The sequence below is a fragment of the Enterobacter cloacae complex sp. 2024EL-00214 genome, from assembly GCF_043945575.1.
Lineage (GTDB): Bacteria > Pseudomonadota > Gammaproteobacteria > Enterobacterales > Enterobacteriaceae > Enterobacter > Enterobacter cloacae_P.
The window spans coordinates 99,481-118,609 of sequence record NZ_JBIMRC010000004.1 but is presented as its reverse complement, the minus strand read 5'-3'; the positions used below and the strand labels follow the sequence as shown (position 1 = coordinate 118,609).

Annotated in this window: 15 protein-coding genes, 2 tRNA genes and 1 pseudogene; 5 read left to right on the top strand and 13 right to left on the bottom strand. The window is 52.5% G+C overall.

Annotation, left to right across the window (positions count from 1 at the left end; genetic code table 11):
- Positions 1 to 73: 73 nt before the first annotated feature.
- The 4 genes from infB to ACHHZ6_RS06185 form a co-directional block, all read right to left on the bottom strand.
- Complete coding sequence (gene infB / locus ACHHZ6_RS06200; protein ID WP_395121910.1) at positions 74 to 2,764, bottom strand: translation initiation factor IF-2; 2,691 nt, start codon at positions 2,762 to 2,764, stop codon at positions 74 to 76.
- A 24-nt stretch (positions 2,765 to 2,788) separates the two neighbouring features.
- A complete protein-coding gene (gene nusA / locus ACHHZ6_RS06195) occupies positions 2,789 to 4,291 on the bottom strand; it encodes a transcription termination factor NusA (protein WP_028017046.1) in 1,503 nt (500 codons plus the stop codon).
- Positions 4,292 to 4,319: 28 nt separating this feature from the next.
- Positions 4,320 to 4,772, bottom strand: coding sequence for a ribosome maturation factor RimP (gene rimP, locus ACHHZ6_RS06190; protein ID WP_152082405.1), 453 nt, complete (start codon positions 4,770 to 4,772; stop codon positions 4,320 to 4,322).
- A gap of 207 nt (positions 4,773 to 4,979) precedes the next feature.
- Positions 4,980 to 5,056: transfer RNA gene (locus ACHHZ6_RS06185), tRNA-Met, on the bottom strand.
- Positions 5,057 to 5,342: 286 nt separating this feature from the next.
- On the opposite strand from ACHHZ6_RS06185, the gene argG reads away from it, so the two are divergent.
- Entirely contained in the window at positions 5,343 to 6,689 is a 1,347-nt protein-coding gene (argG, locus tag ACHHZ6_RS06180) for an argininosuccinate synthase (protein WP_182272767.1), read from the top strand.
- A 209-nt stretch (positions 6,690 to 6,898) separates the two neighbouring features.
- Here the strand turns inward: argG and ACHHZ6_RS06175 are convergent.
- From ACHHZ6_RS06175 to rlmE, 6 genes are all read right to left on the bottom strand, one after another.
- A tRNA-Leu gene (locus tag ACHHZ6_RS06175) sits at positions 6,899 to 6,985 on the bottom strand.
- 9 nt (positions 6,986 to 6,994) lie between these two features.
- On the bottom strand, positions 6,995 to 7,327 hold the full coding sequence (secG, locus tag ACHHZ6_RS06170) for a preprotein translocase subunit SecG (RefSeq protein ID WP_182272768.1): 333 nt from the start codon (positions 7,325 to 7,327) through the stop codon (positions 6,995 to 6,997).
- A gap of 223 nt (positions 7,328 to 7,550) precedes the next feature.
- Positions 7,551 to 8,888 (bottom strand): phosphoglucosamine mutase, encoded by a 1,338-nt coding sequence (gene glmM / locus ACHHZ6_RS06165; RefSeq protein ID WP_182272769.1) that lies wholly within the window; start codon positions 8,886 to 8,888, stop codon positions 7,551 to 7,553.
- Positions 8,881 to 9,729 (bottom strand): dihydropteroate synthase, encoded by an 849-nt coding sequence (gene folP / locus ACHHZ6_RS06160; protein WP_182272770.1) that lies wholly within the window; start codon positions 9,727 to 9,729, stop codon positions 8,881 to 8,883. The genes glmM and folP overlap by 8 nt, the downstream gene beginning before the upstream one ends.
- Positions 9,730 to 9,827: 98 nt before the next feature.
- Positions 9,828 to 11,762, bottom strand: a complete 1,935-nt coding sequence (gene ftsH, locus ACHHZ6_RS06155) for an ATP-dependent zinc metalloprotease FtsH (protein WP_182272771.1) — start codon at positions 11,760 to 11,762, stop codon at positions 9,828 to 9,830.
- Positions 11,763 to 11,864: 102 nt separating this feature from the next.
- Positions 11,865 to 12,491 (bottom strand): 23S rRNA (uridine(2552)-2'-O)-methyltransferase RlmE, encoded by a 627-nt coding sequence (gene rlmE / locus ACHHZ6_RS06150; RefSeq protein ID WP_182272772.1) that lies wholly within the window; start codon positions 12,489 to 12,491, stop codon positions 11,865 to 11,867.
- 127 nt (positions 12,492 to 12,618) lie between these two features.
- Here rlmE and yhbY point away from each other — a divergent pair, with 127 nt between their 5' ends.
- Positions 12,619 to 12,912, top strand: a complete 294-nt coding sequence (gene yhbY, locus ACHHZ6_RS06145) for a ribosome assembly RNA-binding protein YhbY (RefSeq protein ID WP_003861814.1) — start codon at positions 12,619 to 12,621, stop codon at positions 12,910 to 12,912.
- Between the two features lie 151 nt (positions 12,913 to 13,063).
- On the opposite strand, the gene greA is transcribed toward yhbY, so the two are convergent.
- Positions 13,064 to 13,540: a transcription elongation factor GreA gene (gene greA / locus ACHHZ6_RS06140; RefSeq protein WP_182272773.1), complete on the bottom strand. Its 477-nt coding sequence runs from the start codon at positions 13,538 to 13,540 to the stop codon at positions 13,064 to 13,066.
- 247 nt (positions 13,541 to 13,787) lie between these two features.
- Between greA and dacB the strand changes: the two genes are divergently transcribed.
- Genes dacB through pmrB form a run of 3 tightly spaced genes read left to right on the top strand, consistent with a single transcriptional unit; the run spans position 13,788 to position 16,926 of the window.
- Complete coding sequence (gene dacB, locus ACHHZ6_RS06135) at positions 13,788 to 15,221, top strand: serine-type D-Ala-D-Ala carboxypeptidase (RefSeq protein ID WP_395121909.1); 1,434 nt, start codon at positions 13,788 to 13,790, stop codon at positions 15,219 to 15,221.
- 2 nt (positions 15,222 to 15,223) lie between these two features.
- On the top strand, positions 15,224 to 15,886 hold the full coding sequence (pmrA, locus tag ACHHZ6_RS06130) for a two-component system response regulator PmrA (protein ID WP_182919009.1): 663 nt from the start codon (positions 15,224 to 15,226) through the stop codon (positions 15,884 to 15,886).
- Positions 15,883 to 16,926 carry a two-component system sensor histidine kinase PmrB gene (gene pmrB, locus ACHHZ6_RS06125; protein WP_395121908.1) on the top strand — a complete coding sequence of 348 codons (1,044 nt, stop codon included), beginning with the start codon at positions 15,883 to 15,885 and terminating at the stop codon, positions 16,924 to 16,926. The genes pmrA and pmrB overlap by 4 nt, the downstream gene beginning before the upstream one ends.
- Positions 16,927 to 16,962: 36 nt before the next feature.
- On the opposite strand, the gene cgtA is transcribed toward pmrB, so the two are convergent.
- Together cgtA and ACHHZ6_RS06115 are read right to left on the bottom strand one after the other, a co-directional pair.
- Complete coding sequence (gene cgtA / locus ACHHZ6_RS06120) at positions 16,963 to 18,135, bottom strand: Obg family GTPase CgtA (protein WP_182272777.1); 1,173 nt, start codon at positions 18,133 to 18,135, stop codon at positions 16,963 to 16,965.
- Between the two features lie 15 nt (positions 18,136 to 18,150).
- Positions 18,151 to 19,118, bottom strand: a pseudogene (locus ACHHZ6_RS06115) (DMT family transporter).
- Positions 19,119 to 19,129: the final 11 nt, after the last annotated feature.

Sequence of the window (19,129 nt, the reverse complement as noted above, 5' to 3'; positions counted from 1 at the left end):
AAGCCCCTTTTTAAAATTATTGCCGGGTGGCGCGAGGCGATCCCGGCCTACACATGGACTGATCCTTGCTGGATTAGTCGATGCTACGTTGGATCTCGATGATTTCGAACACTTCGATCATATCGCCAACGCGAACGTCGTTGTAGTTCTTCACGCCGATACCACATTCCATACCGTTACGGACTTCGTTAACGTCATCTTTGAAGCGGCGCAGGGATTCCAGCTCGCCTTCGTAGATAACCACGTTGTCACGCAGTACGCGGATTGGGTTGTGACGTTTGATGGTACCTTCGGTAACCATACAGCCCGCGATCGCACCGAATTTCGGTGATTTGAACACGTCACGAACTTCAGCCAGACCGATGATCTGCTGTTTCAGTTCCGGAGACAGCATACCGCTCATCGCTGCTTTCACTTCGTCGATCAGGTTATAGATGACGGAGTAGTAACGCAGATCCAGGCTTTCTGATTCAATCACGCGGCGAGCAGATGCATCAGCACGCACGTTGAAGCCAACCAGGATAGCGTTGGACGCTGCAGCCAGGGTCGCGTCGGTTTCGGTGATACCACCTACACCAGAACCGATGATCTTCACTTTAACTTCGTCAGTAGACAGTTTCAGCAAGGAGTCGGAAATCGCTTCCACAGAACCCTGAACGTCTGCTTTCAGAACGATGTTCACTTCGTGAACTTCGCCTTCAGCCATGTTCGCGAACATGTTCTCGAGTTTAGATTTCTGCTGACGAGCCAGTTTAACTTCACGGAATTTACCCTGACGGTACAGTGCAACTTCACGCGCTTTCTTCTCGTCACGTACAACGGTCACTTCGTCACCGGCAGCCGGAACACCGGACAGACCCAGGATTTCCACTGGAATGGACGGGCCAGCTTCCAGTACTTCCTGACCCAGTTCGTTACGCATTGCACGAACACGGCCGTATTCAAAGCCACACAGTACGATATCGCCTTTATGCAGCGTACCTTCGCGAACCAGAACGGTTGCAACCGGGCCACGGCCTTTATCCAGGAAGGACTCGATAACCGCACCGCTCGCCATACCGTTACGAATCGCTTTCAGCTCCAGCACTTCAGCCTGCAGCAGGATTGCGTCCAGCAGGTCATCAATACCGGTACCTGCTTTCGCAGACACGTGTACGAACTGGCTTTCACCGCCCCACTCTTCTGGCAGGATGCCGTACTGGGACAGCTCGTTTTTAACGCGATCTGGATCCGCTTCTGGTTTATCGATCTTGTTCACTGCAACCACAACCGGCACACCCGCCGCTTTCGCGTGCTGGATAGCTTCGATGGTCTGAGGCATTACGCCATCGTCGGCAGCAACAACCAGAACCACGATATCGGTCGCCTGAGCACCACGAGCACGCATTGAGGTAAATGCGGCGTGGCCTGGGGTATCCAGGAAGGTGATCATGCCGTTATCGGTTTCTACGTGGTATGCACCGATGTGCTGGGTAATACCACCCGCTTCACCGGAAGCCACTTTCGTAGAACGAATGTAGTCAAGCAGAGAGGTTTTACCGTGGTCAACGTGACCCATGATGGTCACGACCGGTGCACGCGGTTCAGCCGCAGCACCTGTATCACGGTCGCTCATTACTGCTTCTTCCAGCTCGTTTTCACGACGCAGGATAACTTTGTGGCCCATCTCTTCGGCAACCAGCTGTGCGGTTTCCTGGTCGATAACCTGGTTGATGGTCGCCATTGCGCCCAGTTTCATCATCGCTTTGATGACCTGAGAGCCTTTAACCGCCATCTTGTTCGCCAGATCGCCAACGGTGATGGTTTCGCCAATCACAACGTCACGGTTAACCGCCTGAACAGGCTTCTGGAAGCTCTGTTGCAGAGAAGAACCTTTACGCTGTTTGCCGCCTTTACCGCCACGAACAGCTGCGCGAGCTTCTTCACGGTCAGCTTTAGACTCGGCGTGTTTGTTGCCTTTCTTCGCCGGACGCGCTGCTTTCGCGTTGCGACCACGGCCACGGCCGCCTTCAACTTCACGGTCGTTGTCATCTTCAGCCTGACGTGCGTGCTGAGAAGTGGTTACGTGGTAATCGCTGGTGTCTTCAGACTGCTCAGCGGTATCAACACCGTTCTTCTCGTTTTCTTCGGCCATACGGCGTGCTTCTTCAGCCACACGACGAGCTTCTTCTTCGAGCTTGCGACGTGCTTCTTCTTCCGCTTTACGCTTCAGCTCAGCAGCTTCATTTTCACGACGGGCTTTTTCAGCCTGGGCGGTTTTGGTCATTTCGTCTGTCTGTTGATTGCTCACTTTGTCTTTTTCCGCAGCTTCACGCTTCACTTTATCACTGGTGTCGCATTTCGCTTTTTCTGCGGCCTCACGTTCAGCTTTTAATTCTGCCTCACGTTTGGCAGTTGCTTCCGCCTCACGCTGAGCTTGTTCTTCCGCTTCACGCTGTGCCTGCTCTTCCGCGGCAAGGCGTTCTGCCTCTTGCGGATCGCGTTTTACAAAGGTGCGCGTCTTGCGGACTTCAATTTGTACCGATTTGCTTTTACCACCGGTACCAGGGATATTCAACGTGCTGCGCGTTTTGCGCTGCAGCGTCAGCTTGTCAGGCGTAGAGCCGTGTTCACGGTTCAGGTGCGCTAACAAGGTTTGTTTTTCGTTCGCCGTCACCGAATCATCAGCGGACTTCGGGATCCCTGCATCAGCAAATTGCTGTACCAGGCGGTCCACGGAGGTCTGAATCTCGGCAGCCAGCGATTTTACAGTTACATCAGTCATGCTGTTCCTTCCTGCTACAGTTTATTACGCTTCGTCGCCGAACCAGCAAATATTACGTGCGGCCATGATGAGTTCGCCGGCTTTCTCGTCGGTTAAACCTTCGATATCAGCCAGGTCATCAACGCCTTGCTCAGCGAGATCTTCCAGCGTACAAACACCACGGGCAGCCAGCTTGAACGCAATCGCACGATCAAGACCTTCCAGATTCAGCAGGTCATCAGCCGGCTTCTTATCGCCAAGGCTTTCTTCCTGAGCCAGTGCCAGGGTGGTCAGTGCGTTTTTAGCGCGTTCACGCAGGGCTTCAACGGTTGGTTCATCCAGACCGTCAATTTCCAGCAGCTCTTTCATTGGCACATAGGCCAGTTCTTCAAGCGTTGAGAAACCTTCTTCAACCAGAACGGTGGCGAAATCTTCGTCAATGTCCAGATATTTGGTGAAGGTATCAATCGCCGCATGGGCTTCAGCCTGATGCTTAGCCTGCAGGTCATCAACGGTCATCACGTTGAGTTCCCAACCGCTCAGCTGTGACGCCAGACGTACGTTCTGACCGTTACGGCCGATTGCCTGCGCCAGGTTGCCCGCTTCAACCGCGATATCCATCGTATGTTTGTCTTCGTCAACAACGATAGATGCCACATCCGCTGGAGCCATTGCGTTGATCACGAACTGTGCCGGGTTATCATCCCACAGAACGATATCGATACGTTCGCCACCCAGCTCGGTCGAAACCGCCTGAACACGCGCACCGCGCATACCGACGCAAGCACCGACCGGGTCGATACGCTTGTCGTTGGTTTTTACTGCGATTTTCGCGCGGGAGCCCGGATCACGAGCAGCGGCTTTGATTTCGATAACTTCTTCGCCAATTTCCGGTACTTCGATACGGAACAGTTCAACCAGCATTTCTGGTTTAGAACGGGTCACGAACAGCTGAGCACCACGCGCTTCTGGACGCACAGCGTACAGAACACCACGGATACGGTCGCCTGGACGGAAGTTTTCACGCGGCAGCATGTCTTCACGCAGGATCACGGCTTCAGCATTACCCGGCATCCCTTCGGATTTGATCTCCAGAGAGATGTTGTCGCGGTTAACTTTCTTCACCACGCCAGTAATGATCTCGCCTTCCTGATCGCGGAACTGGTCAACAACCAGCGCGCGCTCGGCTTCGCGAACTTTCTGCACGATAACCTGTTTTGCGGTCTGGGTAGTGATACGGTCGAAGGTCACAGATTCAATCTGGTCTTCAACGTACTCGCCCACGTTCAGGCTTTCGTCTTCAAAACGTGCCGCTTCCAGCGTGATCTCTTTAGTCGGCTGGGTCACTTCTTCAACAATTACCCAACGACGGAATGTATCGAAGTCACCACTTTTACGATCGATTTCTACGCGAACATCGATCTCTTGTTCGTATTTTTTCTTGGTTGCTGTAGCCAGTGCACTTTCCAGCGCTTCGAAAATCTTTTCACGCGGCAGTGATTTCTCGTTGGAGACGGCTTCAACAACAGCCAAAATTTCTTTGTTCATCGCGGGCTTTTCACCTCAATCCAGACTGTTAAAAGTGGGGAACCAGGTTCGCCTTCTGGATATTACTCAGCGCGAACACTTCATCTTTGCCTTCGACTGCCACCGTGATCATTTCACCATCAACGGCTTTGATAATTCCCTGCCATTTACGGCGGTTCTGTACGGCCATACGCAGAACGAGAGCCACTTCTTCACCGGTAAAGCGCACATAGTGCTCGGCCGTGAACATCGGACGATCGAGGCCAGGTGAGGAAACTTCCAGGTTGTACGCAACGGTAATTGGGTCTTCAACATCAAGAACCGCGCTCACCTGGTGGCTAACATCAGCACAATCATCAACATTGATGCCATCTTCACTATCAATATAGATGCGCAGCGTCGATGTACGGCCGCGAACGAATTCGATGCCGACCAGTTCGTAGCCCAGTGCTTCGACCGGTGCAGTAATCATCTCTGTTAATTTTTGCTCTAATGTGGACAAGCCCACCCCCAAGACATAAAAAAAGGGCGTAAAGCCCAGTTATTCTGTAGTCAGATAACAAAAAACCCCGATAAATCGGGGCTTTAGATAACTGAACCCTATAGCCACAACGGTGGCCTGGAGCACTTTCCGAAAGAATTTTTTCAAATCCAGCTACGAAGGCTCTAAGTCTTCACAGTATATTTGAAAAATGACTTTATGGGAAAATGGTTGCGGGGGCCGGATTTGAACCGACGACCTTCGGGTTATGAGCCCGACGAGCTACCAGGCTGCTCCACCCCGCGCCTGAAACGTGGCAAATTCTACGCGTTTTGGGTAGAAAATGCAAATAATGCTGGGATTTGGTACCGAAGACGGGACGTAAAATCGGCGTTCAGTATATTGATAGTGAACACCGCCTGTCAACCCAGTTTCCACCAGGTCAAACTGAGGGAAATTTTTACAAAAAACGCACGAGTCTCTTTCGGTCTTCGACAAAAGATGATTAAATGAATACTCATTTATTTTGCATAAACATGCATCGAGAGCGAACGCGGTCTCTAATCAGTCAATCAAGCAGGGTTTTATTTTATGACGACGATTCTCAAGCATCTTCCGGTAGGACAACGTATTGGCATCGCTTTTTCTGGTGGCCTGGATACCAGCGCTGCACTGCTGTGGATGCGCCAAAAGGGAGCGGTTCCGTATGCATATACTGCGAACCTGGGTCAGCCGGATGAGGACGACTATGATGCAATCCCTCGTCGCGCTAAAGAGTATGGTGCAGAGAACGCACGTCTGATTGATTGCCGTAAACAGCTGGTTGCCGAAGGTATCGCGGCTATTCAGTGCGGCGCTTTCCATAACACCACCGGCGGCCTGACCTATTTCAACACGACGCCACTGGGCCGTGCCGTGACTGGCACCATGCTGGTTGCCGCCATGAAAGAAGATGGTGTTAACATCTGGGGCGACGGTAGCACTTATAAAGGTAACGATATCGAACGTTTTTATCGTTATGGTCTGTTGACCAACGCCGAGCTGCAGATTTACAAACCGTGGCTGGATACCGACTTCATCGACGAGCTGGGCGGCCGCCATGAAATGTCCGAGTTTATGATTGCCTGCGGCTTTGACTACAAGATGTCTGTTGAGAAAGCCTACTCTACCGACTCCAACATGCTGGGCGCGACACACGAAGCAAAAGATCTGGAATTCCTTAACTCCAGCGTGAAGATCGTGAACCCAATCATGGGCGTGAAGTTCTGGGACGAGAACGTCAAAATCCAGGCGGAAGAAGTGACTGTCCGCTTCGAGCGCGGCCATCCGGTTGCCCTGAACGGCAAGACCTTCTCTGACGATGTAGAACTGATGCTGGAAGCAAACCGCATCGGCGGCCGTCATGGTCTGGGTATGAGCGATCAGATTGAAAACCGTATCATCGAAGCAAAAAGCCGTGGCATCTACGAAGCACCGGGGATGGCACTGCTGCACATCGCTTACGAACGTCTGCTGACCGGTATTCACAACGAGGACACCATTGAGCAGTATCACTCTCATGGTCGTCAGTTGGGTAAATTGCTGTATCAGGGTCGCTGGTTCGATCCGCAGGCGCTGATGCTGCGTGATGCTCTGCAACGCTGGGTGGCGAGCGCCATCACCGGTGAAGTGACTCTGGAACTGCGTCGCGGTAATGATTACTCCATCCTGAACACCGTGTCTGACAACCTGACCTATAAAGCAGAGCGTCTGACAATGGAAAAAGGCGAATCCGTGTTTTCTCCGGACGACCGTATTGGTCAGCTGACCATGCGTAACCTGGACATCACTGATACCCGTGCGAAGCTGTTCAACTACGTTGAAAATGGCCTGCTCTCTGCCAGTTCCGGTAATGGCCTGCCACAGGTTGAAAACCTGGAACACAGCGATAAGAAGTAATCGCTGATGTGAAATGTAAAAGGCGTCTGATAGACGCCTTTTTTATTTGGGTTTTGGTAGGCCCGGTAAGCGCAACGCCACCGGGCAACACGACGTGTGACGCTGCGCTTACCGGGCCTACAGAAGTTCGGAGACACACCAGAAGTTAGGAGGCACACAATCTACAGACGAAAAAAAAGACGTCTTTCGACGTCTTTCTTCTGGAATATTGGTACCGAGGATGGGACTCGAACCCACAAGCCCGTTAGGGCACTACCACCTCAAGGTAGCGTGTCTACCAATTCCACCACCTCGGTACAGAATACTTAGTGCGGGATATCGCTGGTTGGCTTAGCCGGTGCAGCTGGCTGAGTTTGCTCAGTTTTAGACGGAGCACTCAGATTTTCCCACTCGCTTCCTTTATTGGTCTTGTTGCTGTTGATATTGCCCAGCACCAGACTGATGATGAAGAACAGCGTAGCCAGAATCGCCGTTGTGCGGGTCATGAAGTTCGCAGAACCACTTGAACCGAACAGCGTACCGGAAGCGCCAGCTCCGAAGGAGGCTCCCATATCAGCGCCTTTACCTTGCTGCAGCATGATCAGCGCTACAAGAGCGATGGCTACAATAAGGAAAACAACTAAAAGAGCTTCGTACATAATCAACCTGTTCCTTGCGGATTTGCCGCATACCAATGCTTCGACCAATTAGCAGGATTTTTGTTTCCCACTGAAGCGGGTGTGAATACTAACCAAAGCGAATGACCTTCGCAAGGGCATTTTCGACGCATTGTATCAACTGCGGAAAAAAACAGCAAAAAGCCATTCATCGCTTAAAACAAAGGCGGGAAATGCCGCCTTTTTAAGCGTTTAGCATGAACAGCTATGCCGCTTTTACCGCATCAGCAATACGGTGCGCAAATTCAGTCACCTGTGCTTCGTCTTCACCTTCCACCATTACTCGAATAAGTGGTTCGGTACCGGACTTACGCAGCAGTACGCGACCACGGTTACCGAGCGCGGCTTCAACGTCAGCCATTACTGCTTTCACATTTTCGCTTTCCAGTGGATCGCCATTACCAGCGGTGAAGCGTACGTTGACCAGGATCTGTGGGAACATTTTCATGCCACTGCAGAGGTCGTGCAGGCTCATATGGTTACGCGCCATCGCAGCCACCACCTGGAGGCCCGCCACGATACCGTCTCCGGTAGTGGTTTTGTCCAGCAGGATCACATGGCCTGAGTTTTCTGCACCAATACGCCAGCCCTTCTCCTGCAGTTTTTCCAGTACATAGCGGTCACCCACTTTGGCACGGACAAACGGGATCCCCAGTTGTTTCAGCGCCAGCTCCAGCCCCATGTTGCTCATCAGCGTACCAACGGCACCGCCGCGCAGCTGACCCTGACGCAGACCTTCACGCGCAATGATATAAAGGATCTGATCGCCATCAACCTTGTTACCTTCGTGGTCAACCATGATCACACGGTCACCGTCACCGTCCAGCGCGATACCCAGGTCAGCTTTTTCTGCCAGAACACGTGCCTGCAGAGCGCGAACGTCTGTCGCCCCCACCTCTTCGTTGATGTTCAGACCATCAGGTTCGCAGCCGATAGTAATCACTTTCGCACCCAGCTCACGGAAGACGTTAGGGGCAATGTGATACGTTGCGCCGTTTGCACAGTCCACCACGATTTTCAGGTGACCCAGACTCAACTCGTTCGGGAAAGTGCCTTTGCAGAATTCAATGTAGCGACCCGCTGCATCAACAATACGGTTCGCTTTACCCAGTTCAACAGAGTCGACGCAGGTGATCTCTTTTTCCATCTCGGCTTCAATCGCTTCTTCCACTTCATCCGGCAGTTTGGTGCCGTCGATGGAGAAGAACTTAATACCGTTGTCATAGAACGGGTTATGCGATGCCGAAATAACAATACCTGCTTCAGCACGGAAGGTACGCGTCAGATACGCAACAGCAGGTGTTGGCATTGGGCCAGTAAAGGAGGCAGAAAGCCCCGCAGCCGCCAGACCCGCCTCCAGTGCAGACTCCAGCATATAGCCTGAAATACGGGTGTCTTTACCAATAATAATTTTACGGGAACCATGACGTGCCAGAACCTTACCAGCCGCCCAGCCAAGCTTCAGAACAAAATCAGGGGTGATCGGCGCATCGCCTACGCGGCCACGGATACCATCGGTACCAAAATATTTACGATTACTCATAGCGTTTGTTTTCCTTCGCTGCCAGTGTGGCTTCGACCACACGCATGGCTTCTACTGTTTCTTTGACGTCATGGACACGAATAATGTGCGCTCCCTGCATCGCCGCAATCACCGCGCAGGCCAGGCTGCCGCTAAGACGCTCGCTGGGGCCCACGTTCAGCAACTGCCCAATCATCGATTTTCTCGACATGCCAACCAGTAGCGGCAAGCCGAAGTGGTGAAACTCTGACAAGCGAGCAAGTAGCTCATAGTTGTGAGAGAGATTTTTACCGAAACCGAACCCCGGGTCGAGCAGCAATTTCTCTTTTGCGATTCCAGCACGCTCACAACGTTCAATATGTTCAATAAAGAAGCGATTCACATCAGCAAAGATATCGTTGTACTTAGGTGCATCCTGCATTGTTTTGGGCTGGCCCTGCATGTGCATCAGACAGACTGGTAACCCGGTTTCCGCTGCCGCCTCAATGGCACCAGGCTCGGTAAGCGATCGGATATCATTGATAATGTGAGCACCCACTCTCGCTACTTCACGAATCACTTCTGGCTTAGACGTATCAACAGAGATCCACACTTCAAAACGCTGGGCAATAGCTTCAACCACAGGAACCACGCGAGCCAGCTCCTCCTCCACAGAAACATCCGCCGCACCAGGACGCGTCGATTCGCCCCCCACATCAATGATGGTGGCACCCGCGTTGATCATCAAATTTGCGTGCTTAACCGCATCGATAAGTGTGTTATGCGTGCCGCCGTCAGAGAAGGAGTCAGGCGTAACATTCAGGATACCCATCACATGCGGATGTGAGAGATCGAGATGCGAGTCCTGAGCGAATAGTTTCATGGCGAAATCCCTGGTATCAATATGATTTAACGAAAAAGAAAAACCCCGGAGCAAGCTCCAGGGTTTGAAGTACAGACTAACTCTTCAACAGCAGTGACTTACTTGTCGCCCAACTGTTCTGACATGCTGTTACCCGGGTTCGGCGTATGTGATTCATCAGCCGTACGCGGTGCACGCGGAGTACCATTGTTGTCAGAATTGTTGGAAGCGCCTGGATCTTCCCAGCCTGCTGGCGGACGCACTTCGCGGCGAGCCATCAGGTCGTCAATCTGTGGTGCATCGATGGTCTCATATTTCATGAGCGCATCTTTCATCGAATGCAGAATATCCATATTGTCGTTCAGGATCTGACGTGCGCGACCGTAGTTACGTTCAATCAGCGCTTTCACTTCCTGGTCGATGATACGAGCAGTCTCATCAGACATATGTTTCGCTTTCGCCACAGAACGACCCAGGAACACTTCGCCCTCTTCCTCTGCATACAGCAGTGGGCCGAGTTTGTCGGAGAAGCCCCATTGGGTCACCATGTTACGCGCCAGGTTCGTCGCCACTTTAATGTCGTTGGACGCACCGGTAGAAACATGTTCCACACCGTAGATAATTTCTTCTGCCAGACGACCACCATACAGGGTCGAAATCTGGCTTTCCAGCTTCTGACGGCTGGCGCTGATGGCATCGCCTTCCGGCAGGAAGAACGTTACGCCCAGCGCACGACCGCGCGGAATAATCGTCACTTTATGCACCGGATCGTGTTCCGGTACCAGACGACCGATAATCGCGTGGCCGGCTTCGTGGTATGCCGTGGACTCTTTCTGCGCTTCCGTCATCACCATAGAGCGACGTTCCGCACCCATCATGATTTTGTCTTTCGCTTTTTCGAATTCCACCATAGACACGACGCGTTTGTTACCGCGAGCGGCAAACAGTGCAGCTTCGTTGACCAGGTTAGCCAGATCCGCACCGGAGAAGCCCGGGGTACCACGCGCAATAATTGCCGCGTCGATATCTGGAGCCAGCGGTACGCGACGCATGTGTACTTTCAGAATCTGTTCACGACCACGAACATCCGGCAGACCAACCACAACCTGACGGTCAAAACGGCCTGGACGCAGCAGGGCTGGGTCAAGTACGTCCGGACGGTTGGTTGCTGCGATAACGATAATACCTTCGTTACCTTCGAAGCCGTCCATTTCAACCAGCATCTGGTTCAGCGTCTGCTCACGTTCATCGTGACCACCGCCCAGACCCGCGCCACGCTGGCGACCGACGGCGTCGATTTCATCGATGAAGATAATGCACGGTGCTGCCTTCTTAGCCTGCTCGAACATGTCACGCACACGAGATGCACCGACACCCACGAACATTTCAACGAAGTCAGAACCTGAAATAGTAAAGAACGGCACCTTCGCTTCACCCGCGATGGCTTTCGCCAGCAGGGTTTTACCGGTACCCGGAGGGCCGACCATCAGAATGCCTTTCGGGATCTTACCGCCCAGTTTCTGGAAACGGCTCGGTTCACGCAGGTATTCTACCAGTTCAGCCACCTCTTCTTTCGCTTCGTCACAACCTGCAACGTCAGCGAACGTGGTCTTGATCTGGTCTTCCGTCAGCATACGCGCCTTGCTCTTACCGAACGACATGGCACCTTTGCCACCACCGCCCTGCATCTGACGCATAAAGAAGATCCAGACGCCAATAAGAAGCAGCATCGGGAACCAGGAGATGAAGATAGAAGCCAACAGGCTTGGCTCTTCTGGCGGCTCACCTACCACCTTGACGTTTTTAGTCAGAAGGTTATCAAGCAGCTTAGGATCGTTCACCGGAATGTAGGTCGTGTAACGGTTACTATCTTTCTTGGTAACGTTGATCTCACGTCCGTTGATACGCGCTTCGCGAACCTGGTCCTGATTGACCTCCTGCAGGAAGGTAGAATAATCCACCTTGCGGCCATTCGACTCGCTGGGCCCAAAGCTCTGGAATACTGACATCAGCACAACGGCAATGACCAGCCAGAGTATTAGGTTTTTCGCCATGTCACTCAAGGGATTAACCTCATATTACAACTGTGTTAAAAACAGCGTCAGGATACTCTAGATCCAGTTTCATTCAAACTTTCGTCTGAAATCCACCAGTTATCATTTTCGCCCGGTCGCTACAATATACACTTCTCGGGAACGCGCCCGGGAAGAGTCCGGCTTACGAACTTTGACCTTCGCAAACAGGGAGCGAATTTCCTTAAGGTACTCCTCGAAACCTTCGCCCTGAAACACCTTCACAACAAAACTACCACCTGGTGCTAGTACATCACGACACATTTCTAACGCCAGTTCCACCAGATACATGGCACGGGGGATATCCACCGCCGGTGTTCCGCACATATTTGGTGCCATATCTGACATGACAACCTGAACTTTACTGTCACCTACGCGATCGAGTAACGCCTTCAGCACTAATTCATCACGAAAATCGCCCTGAAGGAAGTCGACACCAACGATGGGATCCATTGGTAAAAGATCGCATGCGATGATTCGGCCCGTTCCACCGATTTGCGTTACCGCATACTGGGACCATCCCCCAGGTGCGGCACCGAGGTCAACAATCGTCATCCCCGGCTTAAAAAGTTTGTCACTTTGCTGTATTTCATCAAGTTTAAACCAGGCACGGGAACGTAACCCCTTTTTCTGCGCCTGTTGAACATATTTATCGCTAAAGTGTTCCTGAAGCCAGCGGCTGGAGCTGGCAGAACGCTTCTTACCTGTCATTTAACATTTCCGTCCTGGTTCATCGTTGCTTGCCTGTGACGTAAATTTCTACGCAGCTATTTGGCGATATAAGGGAGATGGCGGTAGAATGAACCGTTTTCAATCCCAACGTAAGCAAAAATATACGATGAATCTGAGTACTAAACAAAAACAGCACCTTAAAGGTCTGGCACATCCGCTCAAGCCTGTAGTCATGCTTGGCAACAATGGTTTGACCGAAGGGGTGCTTGCCGAGATTGAACAAGCGCTGGAACACCACGAGCTGATCAAGGTGAAAATTGCCTCTGAAGACAGAGACACGAAGAACTTGATCGTGGAAGCCATCGTGCGCGAAACCGGTGCCTGTAATGTACAGGTCATCGGTAAAACGCTGGTGCTCTATCGCCCATCTAAAGAGCGTAAAATCTCGCTGCCACGCTAAGGATATCCTGAATTAAACACATTTTCTGTGTAAAACGAGGGATTTCTGTCAGCAGGTGAGCAAAATGCCATGCTCCTTGAGTTGATAAAAGGCCGCTATGCGGCCTTTTTCCTTTCTTTACAATGTATCAACATCTTCGTGGAGAAGCGAATTACAGGTACTCGACCTTGATAATTTCGTATTCCACTTCGCCGCCTGGGGTGCGGATGATGACAACATCGTCCTGCTCTTTGCCAATCAGGCCGCGAGCAATTGGTGAGTTCACCGAAATCAGGTTCTGTTTGAAATCAGCTTCATCGTCACCGACGATGCGGTAAGTCTGCTCTTCGTCGTTATCCAGGTTCAGCACGCTAACGGTGGAACCAAAGATCACCCGGCCATTATTTGGCATTTTGGTGATATCGATAACCTGCGCATTGGACAGCTTCGCTTCGATATCTTTAATACGCCCTTCACAGAAGCCCTGCTGCTCGCGCGCGGCGTGGTATTCAGCATTTTCTTTCAGGTCGCCATGCTCACGCGCATCCGCGATAGCGGCGATGATTTCAGGGCGACGAACGGATTTCAGGAAATCCAGCTCTTCGCGCAGTTTTTCGGCACCACGTAAGGTCATCGGAATAGCTTGCATTTGTTATACCTCTTAAACATTCCTGTTGGGAGCAGCGTCACCTGCTCCGGCTCCTGTCCCCATGAACATCAAACCATGAGCAAGCCAGAAGCAAAAAGAAAACCGACCCGGAAGCAACGCCCCAGGCCAGCAGCAATTTTCAATTTGATATGCATTTTACCGCGAAGTTCACTATGGGTCATCGTTTACTTTGCAGTGCCATGCACCGTAGTATGACGGTTTGTTTTCGGGTTGTTAGCGCGAGATTATGCGATTTTCCAGATTTATCATCGGATTGACTACCAGTATAACGTTCAGTGTTCAGGCCGCGAATGTTGATGAGTACATTAATCAGCTGCCCGCAGGGGCTAACCTTGCCCTGATGGTGCAGAAGGTCGGGGCGCAGACGCCAGAGATTGACTACCACAGTCAACAGATGGCGCTGCCTGCCAGTACTCAGAAGGTGATCACTGCACTCGCCGCCCTGCTCCAGCTTGGGCCTGATTTCCGGTTTACCACCACCCTTGAAACCAAAGGTAACGTCACGGGTGGCGAACTGAAAGGCGATCTTATCGCCCGCTTCGGGGGTGACCCGACGTTGAAGCGCCAGGATATCCGCAGCATGGTGGCGGTATTGAAAAAATCTGGCGTGCAGAAGATCGACGGTAATGTGTTGATCGACACCTCCATTTTTGCCAGCCACGATAAAGCCCCTGGCTGGCCGTGGAACGACATGACGCAGTGCTTTAGCGCACCGCCAGCGGCTGCCATTATTGACCGTAACTGCTTCTCCGTTTCGCTTTACAGCGCCCCAAAACCGGATGACTTAGCGTTTATCCGCGTGGCGTCCTACTACCCGGTGACGATGTTTAGCCAGGTACGTACGCTGGCAAAAGGCTCACCGGATGCACAGTATTGTGAGCTGGACGTGGTGCCAGGCGATCTTAACCGCTTCACGCTTACCGGTTGCCTGACGCAGCGCGCCGATCCACTGCCGCTGGCCTTTGCGATACAGGATGGGGCAAGTTACGCCGGGGCCATTCTCAAGGATGAACTGAAGCAAGCGGGGATCACCTGGTCCGGTACCCTGCTCCGCCAGACGCAGGTCAATCAACCCGGCACGGTTATCGCCAGCAACCAGTCTGCGCCATTGCACGATTTGCTCAAGATTATGCTGAAAAAGTCGGATAACATGATTGCCGACACGGTGTTCCGCATGATTGGTCACGCACGTTTCGGCGTTCAGGGAACCTGGCGCGCAGGGTCCGACGCAGTACGGCAGATCCTGCGTCAGCAGGCAGGGATCGATCTGGGTAACACTATCGCCGTCGATGGTTCCGGGTTATCACGCCATAATTTGATTTCCCCGGCGACCATGATGCAAGTGCTTCAGTACATTGCACAACATGACACTGAGCTAAACTTTATTTCAATGCTACCACTTGCCGGACACGATGGTTCACTTCAGTACCGTGCCGGGCTTCACGCCGCCGGTGTGGATGGCAAAGTCTCAGCCAAAACAGGTTCACTGCAGGGGGTTTACAACCTTGCGGGCTTCATCACCACCGCCAGCGGGCAACGTATGGCATTCGTGCAGTATCTTTCCGGCTATGCCGTCGAACCGACTGACCAGCGCAACCGACGCATCCCGTTGGTACGATTCGAAAGCAGGCTTTATAAGGACATTTATCAGAATAACTAGCGATGAAACTACTCATAGTTGAAGACGATCTGTTATTACAGGAAGGGCTGGCGCTGGCGCTGGCCAATGAAGGATATGCGCTCGACTGTGCCGCCACGGCGGCAGAAGCAGATGCCCTGATTCAGAGCGGTGAATATAGCCTGGTGATCCTCGATTTAGGTTTACCCGATAAAGATGGTGCCTCATTACTGAACCAGTGGCGACGCCGCGGTATCGCCAACCCAGTGTTGATCCTCACGGCGCGTGATTCCATCGAAGATCGTATTAACGGCCTTGATTCCGGTGCGGATGATTATCTGGTGAAGCCTTTCGTCCTTGCAGAGCTTCAGGCACGCGTGCGGGCACTGATCCGCCGCTACCAGGGACATAGTGATAACTTACTAACCGACGGTGATATTACGCTGAATCTGCAAACCCAGCAGGTGCTACGCAAATCGCTGCCTGTCGAAGTCACCCCAAAAGAGTTCGCCCTGCTTACACGCCTGATCATGCGTAGCGGGCAAACGGTACACCGTGAAACCCTGCAACAGGATATCTACTCCTGGCAGGACGATCCGGGGTCAAATACCCTCGAAGTTCACATTCACAACCTGCGCCGTAAGCTTGGTAAAGATCGAATTAAAACCGTCCGTGGCGTTGGCTACCGTCTGGAGAGCCAGAAATGAACAGCATGCGTCGGCGATTGATGATTTTGCTGGCGGTGATCTTACTGTTTTTCCAGCTGATAAGCGTGGTCTGGCTGTGGCATGAAAGCCGCGAACAGATTAGCTTTCTGGTGAGCGAAACGTTATCGGCAAAAGCGCGTAACAACCATGTCGAGAAAGAGATCCGCGAAGCGATTGCCTCGCTTCTGGTGCCTTCTCTGGTGATGGTGGGCTTTACCCTGTTCTTCTCATTCTGGGCCGTCACCCTGATAACCCAGCCGCTGAATAAACTGCGTGCCAGCCTGGCTAACCGTTCGGCGGATAATCTTACCCCGCTGCCGATGTATTCCGATATGGAAGAGATTGGCGCAGTGACGACGTCGCTGAATCAGCTGCTCGCCAGACTGGATAACACCATCCAGCAGGAGCGCCTCTTCACGGCAGACGCCGCTCACGAGCTGCGAACACCTCTCGCCGGAATCAGGCTACATCTGGAATTAATGGCTCAGTCGGGTTCACCGCAGGCCAATGCGTTGATTAGCCGGATCGATCAGTTGATGCACACCGTTGAACAACTGCTGATGCTGGCACGTGCCGGGCAGGCGCTGGCAAGCGGTCACTACGAAACCGTCAACTGGACAGACAGCATCATTGTTCCACTCAGCCTTGAGCATGAAGCTAAAGAACATACGGTGATATGGCCGGAAAAAAGCCCACTGACGGTTCAGGGTGACACGGTACTTCTACGCCTGATGCTGCGCAATCTGCTGGAGAATGCCACACGCTATAGCCCGACAGGCACAACCATTGAAGTGAAATTAATGGAGCATGATGGCGGTACGCAGGTCATTGTTGTCGATCAAGGGCCTGGCATTGATGAGGCACACCGACAGTCAATCACTGAACCATTCCGTCGTCTCGATCAGCGCTACGGTGGCAGCGGGCTGGGGCTGAGTATTGTGCAACGCATCGTTCAGCTTCACCACGGCAAATTGACGCTTGAGAACGGTGTTGAAGGTGGCTTAATCGCCAGTTGCTGGTTACCCGCGACATTAAGTTAAAAAAAAGCCCCCTTCGCAGGGGGCCTTCCACAGGTATTAGTGCTTGTAGATGAACTCGACACCTTCTTCGTCGTCTTCATCCCAGTCATCATCCCAGTCTTCGTCTTCTTCCGCTTCCATCTCTTCGAGCTGTTCACGGTGGTAGTCATCCCACATGAATTCGACTTTCTCAGGCTGTTTCGCTTCTTCCGCCTGAACAATTGGGTTCTCGATGATGAAGGTCATTACATCCCAGCAGAGATCTTTCACGCCAACCTGGCTTGCTGCGGAGATCAGGTAGTATTTATCTTCCCAACCCATCGCTTCAGCAATCGCTTTCGCTTTGGCCTCAGCTTCAGCTTTATCCATCAGGTCAATCTTGTTGAAGACCAGCCAGCGCGGCTTGTTCGCCAGTTTTTCGCTGTATTTCTCCAGCTCGCCGATGATAATGCGGGCGTTTTCCACCGGATCAGAACCGTCGATTGGATCGATATCAATGAGGTGCAACAGTACGCGGCAGCGCTCAAGGTGTTTCAGGAAGCGAATACCCAGGCCGGCACCTTCCGCTGCACCTTCGATAAGGCCCGGGATATCGGCAACCACGAAGCTCTTCTCGTTATCCATACGGACAACGCCCAGGCTCGGTACCAGCGTGGTGAACGGATAATCCGCCACTTTTGGTTTGGCTGCAGAAACAGCACGAATAAACGTCGATTTACCCGCGTTTGGCATGCCCAGCATACCAACGTCAGCCAACAGCATCAGCTCCAGCTGCAGGTCACGCTTATCGCCAGGTGTCCCCATCGTTTTCTGACGCGGGGTACGGTTAACGGAAGATTTGAAACGGCTGTTACCCAGACCGTGCCAGCCACCTTTAGCCACCATCAGGCGCTGACCGTGTTTGGTCATGTCACCCATCGTTTCGCCCGTGCCCTGATCGATCACACGTGTTCCAACCGGAACCTTAATGGTCACGTCTTTGCCACGCTTACCAGTACAGTCACGGCTCTGGCCGTTCTGGCCACGTTCAGCACGGAAGGATTTTTCAAAACGGTAGTCGATCAGCGTGTTGAGGTTCTCATCCGCCTCCAGCCACACGTCACCACCATCACCACCGTCGCCGCCATCAGGGCCGCCACGAGGAATATATTTTTCACGACGGAAGCTTACGCAACCATTGCCGCCATCACCTGCTACGACCAGGATCGTTGCTTCATCAACAAACTTCATTTTACTCTCCGTAACTCATTCGCCTGAGCGGGGGACTCTATTACTACCGCTTCATTTTTGCGCCAACGCCCCCAGAGACGATGACCAATGGCGGAATACATCGCGCCCGCAACCACGACAAACGCACCGAGATAACCCAACAGGTTGAGCATCGGTCTGACGAAAACATCGGGCCAGGCCATTGATAACAAATCTGAAAATAACAGCGTAAACAGCGGAGTCAGCGTGATTAATGCGCTCACCTGTGCTGCCTGCCAGCGCGCCATTGCTTCGGCCAGCGCACCATAACCGACCAGCGTATTCAGCCCACAAAAAATAAGGCACGCCAGTTGCCAGTCGCTGAGCTGGGTAATGACTCCCGGCTTCGCTAAAGGCAGTAATGCAACTGTACACAAAGTGTACAGCAAAAAGAGGATCTGCTGTGAAGCCAGACGACGCAATAACACCTTTTGTGCAACGCCGTAACTCACCCAGACCGTTGCTGCTCCCACACCGAAAATCACACCCCAGGTGTAATCCGTCAGGCGGGTAAAAATCTCTATCAGGCTGGTGTTGAAGAACATCACCAGACCACAGAGCAGCATGCTCGCCCCGATAACCTGTGTACCTCGCATCTTCTCCTTCAGGATAAAGACGCTGGCAACCATCATGCCGACCGGTGAAAGCTGACCAATCACCTGCGACGCCGTGGGGCTGAGATATTGCAGGGAAGAACTGAAGAGAATGAAGTTGCCGAAAAGGCCTCCCGTCGCGATGGCCAGTAATACCAGCCAGCGTGGCTTACGGAAGATCCGCAAGGGTGGAAGCTTACCTTTGACAGCCAGGATCGTACCGAGGCCAATGCTTGCCATCAGAAAGCGATAAAAGACCACCGTCGGCGGCTCCATCACTTCCAGTACCTGCTTCATTGCAATTGGCAGCGCACCCCAGCACATTGCGGTAGTGAGCGCCAAAAGAATACCAATGCCGGCCTGCTGCTTCATGCCCGTTTTCC

Coding starts and splice junctions, on each gene's coding strand:
- infB (WP_395121910.1), bottom strand. CDS start 2,764: ATGACTGATGTAACTGTAAAATCGCTGGCTGCCGAGATTCAGACCTCC.
- secG (WP_182272768.1), bottom strand. CDS start 7,327: ATGTACGAAGCTCTTTTAGTTGTTTTCCTTATTGTAGCCATCGCTCTT.
- cgtA (WP_182272777.1), bottom strand. CDS start 18,135: ATGAAGTTTGTTGATGAAGCAACGATCCTGGTCGTAGCAGGTGATGGC.
- rlmE (WP_182272772.1), bottom strand. CDS start 12,491: ATGACAGGTAAGAAGCGTTCTGCCAGCTCCAGCCGCTGGCTTCAGGAA.
- dacB (WP_395121909.1), top strand. CDS start 13,788: ATGCGATTTTCCAGATTTATCATCGGATTGACTACCAGTATAACGTTC.
- pmrB (WP_395121908.1), top strand. CDS start 15,883: ATGAACAGCATGCGTCGGCGATTGATGATTTTGCTGGCGGTGATCTTA.
- nusA (WP_028017046.1), bottom strand. CDS start 4,291: ATGAACAAAGAAATTTTGGCTGTTGTTGAAGCCGTCTCCAACGAGAAA.
- argG (WP_182272767.1), top strand. CDS start 5,343: ATGACGACGATTCTCAAGCATCTTCCGGTAGGACAACGTATTGGCATC.
- yhbY (WP_003861814.1), top strand. CDS start 12,619: ATGAATCTGAGTACTAAACAAAAACAGCACCTTAAAGGTCTGGCACAT.
- folP (WP_182272770.1), bottom strand. CDS start 9,729: ATGAAACTATTCGCTCAGGACTCGCATCTCGATCTCTCACATCCGCAT.
- glmM (WP_182272769.1), bottom strand. CDS start 8,888: ATGAGTAATCGTAAATATTTTGGTACCGATGGTATCCGTGGCCGCGTA.
- ftsH (WP_182272771.1), bottom strand. CDS start 11,762: ATGGCGAAAAACCTAATACTCTGGCTGGTCATTGCCGTTGTGCTGATG.
- pmrA (WP_182919009.1), top strand. CDS start 15,224: ATGAAACTACTCATAGTTGAAGACGATCTGTTATTACAGGAAGGGCTG.
- greA (WP_182272773.1), bottom strand. CDS start 13,540: ATGCAAGCTATTCCGATGACCTTACGTGGTGCCGAAAAACTGCGCGAA.